This window comes from Pelomonas sp. V22, from assembly GCF_030014915.1.
Classification (GTDB): Bacteria; Pseudomonadota; Gammaproteobacteria; order Burkholderiales; family Burkholderiaceae_C; genus JAUASW01.
Window position 1 is genome coordinate 175,807 of sequence record NZ_JAGIXS010000004.1, and the last position, 13,497, is coordinate 189,303.

Annotated in this window: 12 protein-coding genes; 6 read left to right on the top strand and 6 right to left on the bottom strand. The window is 66.2% G+C overall.

The window, feature by feature from the left end:
• The first annotated feature begins 71 nt into the window (after window positions 1-71).
• From J7U46_RS15040 to J7U46_RS15050, 3 genes are read left to right on the top strand one after another with little or no spacing between them, the layout of a single operon-like run.
• The gene (locus J7U46_RS15040; RefSeq protein WP_282827216.1) at window positions 72-608 is read left to right on the top strand and encodes a chemotaxis protein CheW; all 537 of its coding nucleotides are present in this window, start codon (window positions 72-74) and stop codon (window positions 606-608) included.
• 41 nt (window positions 609-649) lie between these two features.
• Window positions 650-2,407 (top strand): methyl-accepting chemotaxis protein, encoded by a 1,758-nt coding sequence (locus J7U46_RS15045; RefSeq protein WP_282827218.1) that lies wholly within the window; start codon window positions 650-652, stop codon window positions 2,405-2,407.
• 52 nt (window positions 2,408-2,459) lie between these two features.
• Entirely contained in the window at window positions 2,460-4,010 is a 1,551-nt protein-coding gene (locus tag J7U46_RS15050; RefSeq protein ID WP_282827220.1) for a methyl-accepting chemotaxis protein, read from the top strand.
• Here J7U46_RS15050 and J7U46_RS15055 read toward each other — a convergent pair.
• Window positions 4,007-6,094, bottom strand: a complete 2,088-nt coding sequence (locus tag J7U46_RS15055) for a primosomal protein N' (RefSeq protein WP_282827221.1) — start codon at window positions 6,092-6,094, stop codon at window positions 4,007-4,009. The two genes, J7U46_RS15050 and J7U46_RS15055, sit on opposite strands and share 4 nt — an antisense overlap.
• A gap of 330 nt (window positions 6,095-6,424) precedes the next feature.
• The gene (gene hemE, locus J7U46_RS15060) at window positions 6,425-7,516 is read right to left on the bottom strand and encodes a uroporphyrinogen decarboxylase (RefSeq protein WP_282827222.1); all 1,092 of its coding nucleotides are present in this window, start codon (window positions 7,514-7,516) and stop codon (window positions 6,425-6,427) included.
• A gap of 89 nt (window positions 7,517-7,605) precedes the next feature.
• On the opposite strand from hemE, the gene J7U46_RS15065 reads away from it, so the two are divergent.
• Genes J7U46_RS15065 through J7U46_RS15075 form a run of 3 tightly spaced genes read left to right on the top strand, consistent with a single transcriptional unit; the run spans window position 7,606 to window position 9,675 of the window.
• A complete protein-coding gene (locus tag J7U46_RS15065; protein WP_282827223.1) occupies window positions 7,606-8,232 on the top strand; it encodes a LemA family protein in 627 nt (208 codons plus the stop codon).
• A gap of 4 nt (window positions 8,233-8,236) precedes the next feature.
• Window positions 8,237-9,160, top strand: a complete 924-nt coding sequence (locus tag J7U46_RS15070) for a TPM domain-containing protein (protein WP_282827224.1) — start codon at window positions 8,237-8,239, stop codon at window positions 9,158-9,160.
• On the top strand, window positions 9,160-9,675 hold the full coding sequence (locus J7U46_RS15075) for a TPM domain-containing protein (protein WP_282827225.1): 516 nt from the start codon (window positions 9,160-9,162) through the stop codon (window positions 9,673-9,675). The genes J7U46_RS15070 and J7U46_RS15075 overlap by 1 nt, the downstream gene beginning before the upstream one ends.
• Here J7U46_RS15075 and J7U46_RS15080 read toward each other — a convergent pair.
• The 4 genes from J7U46_RS15080 to atpG all read right to left on the bottom strand — a co-directional run bounded on the left by J7U46_RS15080 (window position 9,667) and on the right by atpG (window position 13,448).
• The gene (locus J7U46_RS15080) at window positions 9,667-10,527 is read right to left on the bottom strand and encodes a D-hexose-6-phosphate mutarotase (RefSeq protein WP_282827227.1); all 861 of its coding nucleotides are present in this window, start codon (window positions 10,525-10,527) and stop codon (window positions 9,667-9,669) included. The genes J7U46_RS15075 and J7U46_RS15080 overlap by 9 nt on opposite strands.
• Window positions 10,528-10,632: 105 nt before the next feature.
• A complete protein-coding gene (locus J7U46_RS15085; protein ID WP_282827229.1) occupies window positions 10,633-11,046 on the bottom strand; it encodes a F0F1 ATP synthase subunit epsilon in 414 nt (137 codons plus the stop codon).
• 73 nt (window positions 11,047-11,119) lie between these two features.
• Window positions 11,120-12,532 (bottom strand): F0F1 ATP synthase subunit beta, encoded by a 1,413-nt coding sequence (gene atpD / locus J7U46_RS15090; RefSeq protein ID WP_282827231.1) that lies wholly within the window; start codon window positions 12,530-12,532, stop codon window positions 11,120-11,122.
• 43 nt (window positions 12,533-12,575) lie between these two features.
• Window positions 12,576-13,448, bottom strand: a complete 873-nt coding sequence (gene atpG / locus J7U46_RS15095) for a F0F1 ATP synthase subunit gamma (protein ID WP_282827233.1) — start codon at window positions 13,446-13,448, stop codon at window positions 12,576-12,578.
• Between the last annotated feature and the right edge of the window lie 49 nt (window positions 13,449-13,497).

Here is a 13,497-nt window from a genome sequence, read left to right on the forward strand (position 1 = left end):
CAGCGAAAATGATCAAAGAATCATTTTGATCATTTAACATGTGGGCACCACCAGATTGAAAGGTGTCCGACATGAATGCAGCCCTGATTCCCGCCGTCCAGCAGCACGCCGCCGCGCTCGCCTCGACGGCCGTTGCAGCCGGGCCGCTGGAAGTGCTGACCTGCCAGCTCGGCGGGGTCTCCTATGGCATCGAGCTGCGCTGCGTGCAGGAAATCCGCTCCTACGAGGCGCCGACCCGCATCGCCAACGCACCGGACTTCATCAAGGGCTTCGTCAACCTGCGCGGCGTGATCGTGCCGGTGATCGACCTGCGCCTGAGCTTCGGCCTGCCGGTGCCGGCCTACGACGCCTTCACCATCACCGTGGTGCTCAATCTGGCCGACCGCACCGTCGGCGTGGTCGTGGACTCAGTCAGCGACGTGATCGCCCTGATGCCTGCGCAGATCAAGCCCGCCCCGGACTTCAACGACACCGTCGACGCCCGCTACATCGCCGGCATCGGCACGCCCGACGACAGCAGCCCCGACGCGCGCATGCTGGTCCTGCTGGACATCGAGAAGCTGATGTCCAGCGCGGCCATGGGCCTGGTACAGCCGGTCCTGCAGTGAGCCGCCCCGCCTCCTCCCCCAATTCCAAGAGAGCAAACATCATGAGCAGTCGTCAAATGAAAGTCTCCACGCGCCTGGCCCTGGGCTTTGGTACCGCCGTCGCCCTGGGCCTCGGCATTGCCCTGGTCGGCGCCGTGGAGTTGCGCTCTACAGCCGCCGACGTCAGCGAACTGGCGAACGACCGCATGGTCAAGGTCGACAAGTTCACAGAACTCAAGGACAACATGAACACGGCGGCACGCACGGCGCGGAACCTCGCCTTGTTGAAAGACCCCGCCGAACGGGCGGCCGAACTGAAGATCCTTGCCGATGTGCGCCAGGCCAACAACGCGTTGCTGCTGGAACTCGACAAGTTGCTGGTCATTCCCAAGTCGCGCGACCTGTTGAAGGTGATCGCCGACACCCGCCCGCTCTACAACCGGGCGCTCGACAAGGTGGTCGCCCTGGGAGAACAGAACAAGACTCAGGAAGCCGGCGAGTTGCTGATCACCGAGGTGCGGGCCCAACAGAGCGCCCTGTTCAAGGCCATCGGCGACTCGACGCACATGCAGGCTGAGCTGGCACGTGAACTGGCCAAGAAAGCCCGCAACGAAGCGACAACTGCAGCCGTGCTGATGCTCGCCCTGGCAGGTCTGATGGGCCTGGCCGGCGGCCTGGTCGGCTGGGGCCTGGCTCGCAATCTGAACCGTGCGCTGGGTGCCGAACCGGGTGAGTTGAGCGCCGCCGTGCAGCGCGTGGCCGACGGCGACCTGGCCACGCCGGTGGCGGTCCGCGCCGGCGATGAGCAGAGCACGATGGCCACCGTGGCCCGCATGCAGCGCGCCCTGGCCGGCATCGTCAACACCGTGCGCGGCAACTCCGACAGCGTGGCCACGGCCAGCGCCCAGATTGCCCAGGGCAACCAGGACCTGTCGAGCCGCACCGAAGAGCAGGCCAGCGCCCTGCAACAGACGGCCGCCTCGATGGAACAGCTCGGCTCCACCGTCAAGCAGAACGCCGACAACGCCCAGCAAGCCAACCAGCTTGCCCGCAATGCCAGCGATGTGGCGCAGCGCGGTGGTGCCGTGGTGAGCGAAGTGGTCGGCACGATGAAGGGCATCAACGATGCCTCCAAGCGCATCGCCGACATCATCAGCGTGATCGACGGCATCGCCTTCCAGACCAACATCCTGGCCTTGAACGCGGCCGTGGAAGCGGCCCGCGCCGGTGAGCAGGGCCGCGGCTTCGCGGTCGTGGCCGGCGAGGTGCGCAACCTGGCCCAGCGCAGCGCCGATGCCGCCAAGGAGATCAAGACCCTGATCAACACCAGCGTCGAACGCGTGGAGCAGGGCTCGATCCTGGTCGACCAGGCCGGCGCCACCATGAGCGAAGTGGTCCAGGCGATCCAGCGTGTGACCGACATCATGGGCGAGATCAGTGCCGCGAGCGCCGAGCAGAACGCGGGCGTGACCCAGATCGGCGAGGCCGTGAGTCAGATGGACCAGGCCACACAGCAGAACGCCGCCCTGGTCGAGGAAAGCGCCGCAGCGGCGGAGAGCCTGCGTGTCCAGGCCCAGGAGCTGGTGCGTGCGGTCGCGGTGTTCCGCATCAGCAGCAGCGCAACCGTGCCGACGAAGGCGGCCGCGGCAGTCATGGCAGCGCCGACAACGTGGCAGGGCGAGGAGCGCCGCAGCAGCCAGCGTGCCACCAATGTGAGCCGACTGCCTGCAGCCGTCAAACGCCAATCGTTCACCCAATCCGAGCCGGTCGAGCCCACGCTCAAGACCGGCACCAACGGCGACAACTGGACCACGTTCTGAGCCGCAATTCGCAATTCGCACTTTGCGCTTCACCGGCTTGTAGCCCTGCATCATGAAGCTCAACTTCCGCAGCCTGACCTGGCGCCTGTACGCCGTCGCCGCACTGCTCGGCCTGACGCTGGTTGGCGTGGCCATCTACGCCCGCATCTCCATGGGCGAGGTGGAGGCGACGACGCAGCGAACCAAGCAGACAAGCGTCCCGCAGCTATCGCGCATGAGCCGCATGGAGCTGAACCTGACTCGCGCATCGCTGCAACTTCGGCACGCGATCCTGGCTCGCAACACACAGGAACGAGACGCCTCCTTGTCAGACATCGCCAGGAAGCGCCAACTGATCGAGGACGACCTGCGCTCCTACGAACGCGATCTCAGCACCGAACGCGGCAGGCAGCTGTATCAGGGGCTGCCGGTGAAGTTTGCGGAGTTCTGGCAGGTGGCCGAGGCCAACATGCAGCTGATCCTCGACGACCGCAAGCCGGAGGCCTTTGCCTACCTGGCGGACCGCACGGTGCCGAACCGCAACGAGGTGCTGGGCGTACTCGGGCCTGCGGTCAAGTACCAGACCGAATTGCTCGAGGCCGCGCTGGATGGTGCAGGCCAGCGCACCCAGCAAATCGAATCCGTGCTCGAGGGCATGGTGGTCGCCTGCGTCAGTCTGCTTGCCGTCTCCATCTGGTGGGTTGGCCGTCAGATGCGGCTGCGAGTAGGCACTGCGCAGCAGGTTGCCGAGAGGGTTCGCGATGGCGACCTCACGGTGACCATGATCGAACAGCACGGTGATGAATTCAGCCCGCTGCTGCAGGCGTTGCAGCAGATGCAGACCGGTCTCAGCACACTCGTTCGACAGGTGCGCGCGAACGCCGAACACGTGGCCAGCGCCAGCACCGAGATCGCCAGCGGCAATGCCGACCTGAGCCAGCGGACGGAGCATCAGTCGGCTTCGCTGCAACAGGCAGCAGCAAGCATGGAATCGATCAACAACGTGGCCTCACGCAATGCCGAAAGCGCCGCGCAAGCCAGCAGACTCGCGGCCGATGCCAGTGGCACGGCTCAGCAAGACGGCACGGTGGTCGAGGGCATGATGGAAACCATGAAGGCCATCGACGAGGCATCCCGGCAGGTTGTCGACATCATCGGCGTGATCGATGGCATCGCGTTCCAGACCAACATCCTCGCGTTGAATGCCGCCGTGGAGGCCGCGCGCGCGGGTGAGCAAGGCCGCGGCTTTGCAGTTGTGGCTGGTGAAGTTCGCGCCTTGGCGCAGCGATCAGCCGACGCCGCCAAGCAGATCAAGAGCCTGATACAGACCAGCGTCGAACGCATTGAAAGCGGCTCGACTCAGGCCGGCATGGTCGGCAGGACCATGGATGAAGTCGTCGGCGCCATAGGCCGTGTCGACAGCATCGTCGCGGAGATCAACGCGGCCAGTTCTGAGCAGATGCGGGGAATTGCGCAGGTCACTCAGGCAGTCAGCCAGATGGAGCAGGCCACGCAGCAGAATGCCGCGCTGGTCGAGCAGTCGGCAGCAGCATCGGAAAGCATGCGCAGCCAGGCGGGAGCCTTGGTGCAGACGGTCAGCAGCTTCAGGACTGCCCGGGCCTAGATCGCCAGCGGGTCCACGTCCACAGCCCAGCGGATCAGCCCCTTGTGCTCGCGCTTGAGCGCGCCAAGGGCCGGCAACCAGGCGGCGAGCAGGCGCTGCAAAGCCACGCGGCTGCCGGATTCGACCAGCATCTGGAAGCGTTCGATGTTGGCCACCCGCGCCACCTGCATGGGCACCGGCGCATAGACCAGCACCTGGCCGGCGCCGTCGAGCTCGGCGGCCACCCGGGACGCCGCTTGCAGAAAGGCCTTCGCGGCCTCGGCCGTGCGGGCTTCGGCGCGCAAGAGAGCCAGGTGCGCGAACGGCGGCAGGCCGGCCGAGGCGCGCTCTTCCAGCTGGCTCTTGGCGAAGCGCTCGAAGTCATGCGTGGTCAGCGCTTGATAGAGCGCATGCTGCGGATGCCAGGTCTGCACCCACATCTCGCTGCGTTCGGCTTGCTCGGCATCACGGCCGGCCCGGCCGGCGGCCTGCATCAGCAAGGCGAAGAGCCGCTCGGGTGCGCGGAAGTCGCTGCTGAACAGCGCGCCGTCCGGGTTCACGGCAGCCACCAAGGTGATGCGGCGGAAGTCGTGGCCCTTGGTCACCATCTGCGTGCCCACGAGGATGTCGACCTCGCCGGCGTGGACCGCGTCCAGCTGCGCTTCGAGCGAACCCTTGAGCTTGGTCGAGTCGGCATCGATGCGGGCCACGCGGGCGCCGGGCAAGGCGGCGGCGAGCTGCTCTTCCAGCTTTTCGGTGCCACGGCCCAGCGGCGAGATGTCGGCATTGCCGCAATCGGGGCAGGCCGGCGGCACGCGCTCGGTGAAGCCGCAGTGGTGGCAGCGCAGCGTGCGGTCCAGCTTGTGGAAGACGCGATAGGCGCTGCAATGCGGGCATTCGCTTTTCCAGCCGCATTCCAGGCAGTGCAGCACCGGCGCATAGCCGCGCCGGTTCAGGAACATCAGGCTTTGCTCGCCACGTTCGATACGTTGACGCAGGGCGGCGATCAGCGGTGCGCTGAGGGCGGTGGTGACGCCCTTGTTGCGCGGCAGGCTGTTCATGTCGAACAGGCGCACTTTCGGCAAGGAACCACCGCCGATGCGATGCGGCATCGAGAGGCGGCGATAACGCCCTTCTTCCGCGCGTTGCCAGCTTTCCAGTGACGGCGTGGCCGAGCCAAGAATCACCGGCAGCTTCTCAAGATGCGCCCGGTAGACCGCCAGATCGCGTGCCGAATAGCGCGCGCCGTCCTGCTGCTTGTAGGACGGGTCGTGCTCCTCGTCGACGACGATCAGCCCCAGATTGGGCATCGAGGCGAACACGGCCAGCCGCGTGCCCAGCACCAGCTGCGCGCGACCGAAGTGCGCCGCCAGCCAGTTGCGCAGGCGCTGGGCTGGCGTGAGGCCGCTGTGCAGCGAGACCATGACCGTGCCGGCAAAGCGCTCGGCGAAGCGGGCCTCCAGCTGCGGCGTCAGGTTGATCTCGGGCACCAGCACCAGCACCTGGCGACCGGCCGCCAGCGCATGCTCGGCGGCGCGCAGGTAGACCTCGGTCTTGCCGCTGCCGGTGACGCCATAGAGCAGCAGCGGCGGCGGCGGCGCCTGCTCGCCGGGCTGGGCCAGCAGCTCGTCCAGTTGCGCCAAGGCCTCGGCCTGGGCCGGGCTGAGCTCGGGTCGGGCCGCAGGATCGGCCGGTCCGGGCTGGGCCAGCTTGTCCAGCTTCTTCAGCCGCAACTGCAGTTGCTGGGGCTCCAGCTCGCGCAGTTGCGGCGGCAGCACGGCCGCGGCGAGCTCGCCCACGCTGCGCTGGTAGTACAGCGCCGCGAACTCGACCAAGGCGCACCAGTCGCTTGAGAGCGGGGGCAAGGCCTCCAGCGCCGCCGTGACCGGACGCAGCTCGGCCAGCGGGAACTCTTCGCCCGCCGACGCCTCACTACGCGCCGCCGGCCAGACCACGCCCAGGAGCTCGCGCTTGCCCAGCGGCACCCGCACCAGACTGCCTGGAGCGAGCGCCTGCTCACTGGCGTAATCAAGCGGGCCGGTGAGGCCGCTGTGCTGGGGCGCGTCAACGGCCACCCGCAGGCGATGGAGGGATGCTCCACTCATGGCTCAGGCCATCGCTCAGGTGAAAGCTCAGCTTTCCGTCCCAAGTCCATGATTTGCAAAGGATTGAGAAGCTTTCCCGGCATCTGTGGATAACTTTGTGGGGAAGATACGCACAGCCCCCGCCTGGCCGCCCCGACCACCGTCAGGCCACTTTGGATCCCGACTTGTGCGAGATGCGTACTCGCTTTGCAAATCAAGGACTTAGCCAGCAATCGGGAAAACGTGAACTTGCAGCGCAGCATGGCCGACCCGCGCACGCCGCTTGCACACATTTGGGGATAAGTCCAAACCCTGAGTGCTTACTTCACGAATTGGCGCGCCGCTGCGCGCTCAGGCACCGGTGCGCAATTTGCGCGAATGGCTGTGCACCGCTTCGACCAGGGCACTCACATGCTCGGGCGGCGTGAACTGGCTGATGCCATGGCCCAGGTTGAACACGTGGCCACCGTGCGAGCCGTCGGCGCGCAGCGGGTTGCCGAAGCTGTCCAGCACGGCCCGGGCCTGCTCCGCAATCGCCTCGGGCGGCGCGAACAGCACATTGGGGTCGAGGTTGCCCTGCAGGGCCACGCGGTCGTTCAGCTGCGCGCGGGCCCGGCCGAGGTTGACGGTCCAGTCCAGGCCCACGACGTCGGCGCCGGCATTGGCAATCTCGTCGAGCCACAAGCCGCCGCCCTTGGTGAACAGGATGCGCGGGATGCGCTGGCCTTCATGCTCGGTCTTTACCTTGGCCAGCACCTGGCGCGAGTAGGCGAGGCTGAAGCGCTGGAAGGCGCCGTCGGCCAGCACGCCGCCCCAGGAGTCGAACAGCATCACGGCCTGGGCGCCAGCTTCGATCTGGGCGTTCAGGTACTGCGCCACCGCCTCGGCGTTGACGGCCAGGATGCGCTCCATCAGGTCGGGGCGCGAATACATCAGGGCCTTGACCTGACGGTAGTCGTCCGAGCCGCCGCCCTCGACCATGTAGCAGGCCAGCGTCCAGGGGCTGCCGGAGAAGCCGATCAGCGGCACGCGGCCGTTGAGCGCCGAACGGATCGAGCTCACGGCGTCGAAGACGTAGCGCAGCTTGTTCATGTCCGGCACTTCAAGCGCCGCCACGGCGGCTTCGTCGCGCACCACCTTCTCGAACTTCGGGCCCTCGCCCTGCGCGAATGACAGGCCCAGGCCCATGGCGTCGGGCACGGTCAGGATGTCGCTGAACAGGATGGCCGCGTCCAGCGCATAGCGCTCCAGCGGCTGCAGCGTCACCTCGGTGGCGTAGTCGCGGTTGGTGGCCAGGCCCATGAAGCTGCCCGCCTTGGCGCGGGTGGCTCGGTACTCCGGCAGGTAGCGGCCGGCCTGGCGCATCAGCCACAGCGGCGTGTAGTCGGTCGGCTGGCGCAGGCAGGCGCGCAGGAAGGTATCGTTTTGCAGGACTGCGGTCATGCCCACATTATCCGCTGCGATACTCGGCCGCCCCTTGATGAAAGCCGACCCGGCACCATCTGGCTTGGCGTCCTTCCACGGAGAAACACATGGCGAAGATCCTCAAGCGCAGTCTTGGCGCGGCCGCCCTGCTGGCCACCACGCTGAGCCTTTCGGGCTGCGGCTACAACGAGTTCCAGCGCCTCGATGAGCAGACCACGGCCAGCTGGAGCGAGGTGCTGAGCCAGTATCAGCGCCGCGCCGACTTGATCCCCAACATCGTCAACACGGTGAAGGGCGAGTCCAACTTCGAACAGGAGACGCTGACCAAGGTGGTCGAAGCCCGCGCCAAGGCCACCAGCATCAACGTGACACCCGAGCTGGCCAAGGACCCGGAAGCGCTGAAGAAATTCCAGGCCGCGCAGGGCGAACTCTCCAGCGCGCTCTCGCGCCTGCTGGTCGTCAGCGAGAACTACCCGAACCTGAAGGCCAACCAGGGCTTCCAGGACCTGCGCGTGCAGCTCGAAGGCACGGAGAACCGCATCACCGTGGCCCGCAACCGCTACATCAAGTCGGTGGCCGACTACAACGTCCATGCCCGCCAGTTCCCGAACAACCTGACGGCCATGATGTTCGGCTACCAGGTCAAGCCCAACTTCCAGGTGCAGAACGAAGCGGCCATCACCACGGCACCCACGGTCAATTTCGACAAGGCCTCGCAGCCGCCGACCAAGTAAGCGCGTGCGCCACGCCATGCGCCGGCTGCTCTCGCTACTGCTGCTCTGCCTGGCCTTGCCCGCCTGGGCCGAGGAGTTGCGCCCGGTGCCAGTGCTGACCGGCCGCGTGATCGACCAGACCGGCACGCTGGATGCGCTGCAGGTCACCAGCCTGGAGAACAAGCTGGCGGCCTTCGAGCAGCAGGCCGGGCCGCAGATCGTCATCCTGATGCTGCCGGGCACGGCGCCCGAAGACATAGCGGCCTTTGCGCAGCGCGTGGGCGATGCCTGGAAGATTGGCCGGCGCGACGTGGGTGACGGCCTCTTGATCGTCGTCGCCAAGAACGAACGCAAGGTTCGCATCGAGGTGGCCAAGGCGCTGGAAGGTGCGGTGCCCGATCTCGCGGCGCGCCAGATCATCCAGAACGCGATCACGCCCGCCTTCAAGAAGGGAGACTACGCCGGCGGCCTCAACCAGGCCGTGGATCAGCTGCAGGCCCGCATTCGCGGCGAAGGCCTGCCTGCACCGAAGACCAAGCCCGTGCGCTCAGGCAGCGAAGGCAGCGGCTTCGACTTCGAAACCCTGGCCATGCTGTTCTTCATCGGCGTGCCCATTGTCGGCGTGGCGCTGACCGCCCTGCTCGGCCGCAAGCTCGGCAGCCTCGGCACCAGCGCCGGTGTCGGCACCATAGGCTGGCTGATCGGCCACAGCTGGTGGATGGCCGGCCTGGCTGCCTTGCTGTCGCTGATCCTGATCGGCGTGATGGGCATAGGCTCCTCGCGCCGCAGCCTCGGCCGGCGCTACGGCGGTGGCAGCGACATGCCCATCATCTGGGGAGGTGGCGGTGGCGGCTGGAGCGGCGGTGGAAGCAGCAGCGGCGATGGCGGCGGCTTCTCGTCCGGTGGCGGTGGCGATTTTGGCGGCGGCGGCGCCTCGGGGGACTGGTGATGGGCTGGTGGAATCGTCTGCAACGCCTGCTCAGGCATCGTCGCCTGGATGCCCGCGATGCGCGACGTGCGCTCAGCGGCCCGGCGCTTGAAGCGCTGCAGCAGCGCATCCAGGCCTCGGAGCGCCTGCACAGCGGCGAGCTGCGCGTGGTGGTGGAAGCAGGCCTGCCCACCTCCTACCTGATGCGCGACGCCACGGCCCGGGAGCGCGCCGTCGCCCTCTTTGGCAAGCTGCGCATCTGGGACACCGAGCACAACAACGGCGTGCTGATTTACCTCTTGCTGGCCGAGCACAGCATCGAGCTGGTGGCCGACCGCGGCCTGATGAGCAAGGTCGAGGGCCTGGCCTGGCAGCGCATGGTCGACCGCATGCGCGAGCAGTTCCGCGCGGGCCAGTTCGAGGCCGGGCTGATCGAGGCGGTGGAGAGTGTCAGCGAGCTGCTGTTCCAGCATTTCCCGCTGGCGGCCGGCAAGGCCAACCGCAACGAGCTGCCGGACGCGCCGCTCTTACTCTAGAACCAGACTCTGCATGCCGGCCCAGCTCTCGCCGGGGGCGAGCCGGATCGGGCGGTCGACGGCCGCCGCCTCGATACACAGCATCTGCTGCCAGCCACCGGCCGGCATGTCGGCCAATTTCGCGCAGGCTTCGGCACCCGGATTCCAGACCACCGCATCGGCAAAGCCTTGCTGGCGGATCGTGACGCGGCGGGCCGGGCGACCGACCGGCTCTTCTGTCAGGGTCAGATCCTGCTCCACCTGGTGGTAGATGCGGTCCAGCGGCGGCTCGGGCAGCAAGAGGTCCACGCGCTGGCGCTCCTCACTGTTCTTGATCGAATCCCAGTAATGCAAGCCGGAGAAGCCGCGCACGCTGGCATCGAGCAGGCTGCCGAGGCCGAGGTAGGTGTGCAGCGCGGCGGTGAAGTCGAACGATGCTTCGTCGCAGTTCTCACAGGCCAGCTCGATCTCCAGGCTGCGGCCGCTGATGCGCACGCACAGCTCGGCCTCGAAGCGGTGCGGCCACGAAAGGCGCGTGGCCTCGTCGTCTGCGAGGCGCAGCACGGCCATCGCGTCGTCTTTGCCCACCTCGGCCGAGACCAGCTGCCAGGGCTTGGTCCGCGCAAAGCCGTGGCGCAGGCCGGTGCCGCGCGCCGCGAACTGCGGAAAGATCACCGGCACGCCGCCGCGCACCGCCTGGCCCGTGGCATAGGCACTCTTGGGCGAGAGGTAGAGCTGCTCGCCTGCGCCAGCCGGCTTCCAGGACAGCAGGTGCGCGCCATGCAGCAGCAGCGTGGCCGAGGCGCCATCAGGGGCGCGCAGCTCCAGCGCTTCCAGGCCTTGGTGGCGGGTCAGGGGAATCGGTGTGGACATGAGGAAGGGCTTGGTAAAAACAACGCCCGCCTGACTTGCGTCGGCGGGCGTCTATCGTCGTCGGCCTCGCGGCGGCTGTCGAGCCACCACGTCGCCGAAGATCGATCACTTCTTGCGGAACTTGCGCAGCGCCGCGATCTGGGCAGCCATGGCAGCGAACTCGCCTTGCGCAGCGGCAAAGTCGATATCGCTCTTGGCGTTCTTCATCGCTTCCTCGGCCTGCTTCTTGGCTTCGGTGGCCTTGGCTTCGTCCAGGTCCTTGCCGCGGATGGCGGTGTCGGCCAGCACGGTCACGGTGCCCGGTTGCACTTCCAGAATGCCGCCAGCGACGAAGACGAACTCTTCGCTGCCGTCGGTCTTCTCGATGCGCACGGCACCCGGCTTGATGCGGGTGATCAGCGGCGTGTGCTGGGGCAGGATGCCCAGCTCACCGCCTTCGCCCGGCAGTGCGACGAACTTGGCTTCGCCGGAGAAGATCTGCTCCTCGGCGGACACCACGTCAACATGAAGGGTTGCCATGTTCAATCTTCCTTAGCGTTGGAGAAGAGGGTTGCTCTGGGTGCGGAGCGGTTGCCCGCTCCACGTTCACAGATCAGCCCAGCTTCTTGGCCTTCTCGAACGCTTCGTCGATGGTACCGACCATGTAGAACGCTTGTTCCGGCAGGTGGTCGCATTCGCCAGCCACGATCATCTTGAAGCCGCGGATGGTTTCCTTCAGCGGCACGTACTTGCCCGGCGAGCCGGTGAAGACCTCAGCCACGTGGAAAGGCTGCGACAGGAAACGCTGGATCTTCCGGGCGCGGGCCACGGTCAGCTTGTCTTCCGGTGCCAGCTCGTCCATGCCCAGGATGGCGATGATGTCGCGCAGTTCCTTGTAGCGCTGCAGGATGCCCTGCACCGCACGGGTCGTCGTGTAGTGGTCTTCGCCGATGACGTTCGGGTCGATCTGACGCGAGGTCGAGTCGAGCGGGTCGACCGCAGGGTAGATACCCAGCGAAGCGATGTCACGCGACAGCACGACGGTGGCGTCCAAGTGGGCGAAGGTCGTGGCAGGCGACGGGTCGGTCAAGTCGTCCGCAGGGACGTAGACGGCCTGGATCGAGGTGATCGAGCCAATCTTGGTCGAGGTGATGCGCTCTTGCAGACGGCCCATTTCTTCGGCCAGCGTCGGCTGGTAGCCCACGGCGGAAGGCATGCGGCCCAGCAGTGCGGACACTTCGGTACCGGCCAGCGTGTAGCGGTAGATGTTGTCCACGAAGAACAGCACGTCCTTGCCTTCGTCGCGGAACGACTCGGCGATGGTCAGGCCGGTCAGGGCCACGCGCAGACGGTTGCCCGGGGGCTCGTTCATCTGGCCGTAGACCATGGCGACCTTGGAGTCTTCGAGCTTCTCGAGGTTCACGACGCCCGAATCGGCCATCTCGTGATAGAAGTCGTTGCCCTCACGGGTACGCTCGCCGACACCCGCGAACACCGACAGACCGCTGTGAGCCTTGGCGATGTTGTTGATCAGCTCCATCATGTTCACGGTCTTGCCGACGCCAGCGCCACCGAACAGACCCACCTTGCCGCCCTTGGCGAACGGGCAGATCAGGTCGATCACCTTGATGCCGGTTTCCAGCAGCTCTTGCGACGGGCTCAGCTCGTCGTAGGCCGGGGCCGCGCGGTGGATGGAAGCGGTTTGAGCCTGGTCGACCGGACCACGTTCGTCGATGGGCGAACCCAGCACGTCCATGATGCGGCCCAGCGTGGCCTTGCCCACCGGCACCTGGATGTTCTCACCGGTGTTGTAGACCTGGGAGCCGCGGCGCAGGCCATCGGATGAACCCAGGGCAATCGTGCGCACCACGCCGTCGCCCAGCTGCTGCTGGACTTCGAGCGTCAGGGCCGAGCCCTCCATCTTCAGGGCGTCGTACACCTTGGGCATCTGGTTGCGCGGAAATTCCACGTCCACCACGGCGCCGATGCACTGAACGATCTTGCCCACTTGTTGAGTGTTAGCCATTTCTTCGTTCCTTCAATTCAAAACTATTAGCGTTCGACCGGGATCAGCCCACGGCGGCGGCGCCACTGACAATCTCGCTCAGCTCCTTGGTGATCGCGGCCTGGCGGGTCTTGTTGTAGACCAGCTTCAGCTCACCGATCAGGGTGCCGGCGTTGTCGGTGGCGGCCTTCATGGCCACCATGCGTGCCGATTGCTCGGACGCCATGTTTTCCGCGACAGCCTGGTAGACCAGGGCCTCGGTGTATCGGACCAGCAACTCGTCGATGACGGTGGTGGCATCCGGCTCGTAGATGTAGTCCCACGAGTGGTTGCCACCGGCCGTCTTCATGCCTTCGGTCGTCAAGGGCAGCAGCTGTTGCACCACCGGCTCCTGCTTCATCGTGTTGATGAAACGGGTGTAGCAGAGGTAGACAGCCGAGAGCTTGCCTTCGGCGTACGCGTCGAGCAGCACCTTGACCGGGCCGATCATCTTCTCGATGTGCGGCTGGTCTCCGAGCTGCGTCACCTGCGAAACGACCTTGGCGCCGATGCGGTTCATGAAGCCCAGGCCCTTGTTGCCGATGGCAACGACCTCGGCCTTCTGGCCGGCAGCTTCGAGTTCCTTCAGCTTGGCCGTGGTCGCGCGCAGCAGGTTGGTGTTCAAACCACCGCACAGACCCTTGTCCGTCGTCACCACCACGAAGCCCGCCGCCTTGGCCTGGTCATTGCTGACCAGGAAGTGGTGCTTGTACTCGGGGTTGGCCGTGGCGAGATTGGCGGCGATGTTGCCGATCTTCTCGCTGTACGGACGGGCCGAGCGCATCCGCTCCTGCGCCTTGCGCATCTTGGAAGCGGCGACCATCTCCATGGCCTTGGTGATCTTCTTGGTGTTCTCGACCGACTTGATCTTGCCGCGAATTTCCTTGCTTGATGCCATGATTTCTCCTGTTAGGTCCGGGCGATGTACTTGCGTGACCGCCCGGTCA

Excerpts from the sequence above, each read along its gene's own strand:
- J7U46_RS15040 (WP_282827216.1), top strand. The coding sequence starts at position 72 with ATGAATGCAGCCCTGATTCCCGCCGTCCAGCAGCACGCCGCCGCGCTC.
- J7U46_RS15045 (WP_282827218.1), top strand. The coding sequence starts at position 650 with ATGAGCAGTCGTCAAATGAAAGTCTCCACGCGCCTGGCCCTGGGCTTT.
- J7U46_RS15050 (WP_282827220.1), top strand. The coding sequence starts at position 2,460 with ATGAAGCTCAACTTCCGCAGCCTGACCTGGCGCCTGTACGCCGTCGCC.
- J7U46_RS15055 (WP_282827221.1), bottom strand. The coding sequence starts at position 6,094 with ATGAGTGGAGCATCCCTCCATCGCCTGCGGGTGGCCGTTGACGCGCCC.
- hemE (WP_282827222.1), bottom strand. The coding sequence starts at position 7,516 with ATGACCGCAGTCCTGCAAAACGATACCTTCCTGCGCGCCTGCCTGCGC.
- J7U46_RS15065 (WP_282827223.1), top strand. The coding sequence starts at position 7,606 with ATGGCGAAGATCCTCAAGCGCAGTCTTGGCGCGGCCGCCCTGCTGGCC.
- J7U46_RS15075 (WP_282827225.1), top strand. The coding sequence starts at position 9,160 with ATGGGCTGGTGGAATCGTCTGCAACGCCTGCTCAGGCATCGTCGCCTG.
- J7U46_RS15080 (WP_282827227.1), bottom strand. The coding sequence starts at position 10,527 with ATGTCCACACCGATTCCCCTGACCCGCCACCAAGGCCTGGAAGCGCTG.
- J7U46_RS15085 (WP_282827229.1), bottom strand. The coding sequence starts at position 11,046 with ATGGCAACCCTTCATGTTGACGTGGTGTCCGCCGAGGAGCAGATCTTC.
- atpD (WP_282827231.1), bottom strand. The coding sequence starts at position 12,532 with ATGGCTAACACTCAACAAGTGGGCAAGATCGTTCAGTGCATCGGCGCC.
- atpG (WP_282827233.1), bottom strand. The coding sequence starts at position 13,448 with ATGGCATCAAGCAAGGAAATTCGCGGCAAGATCAAGTCGGTCGAGAAC.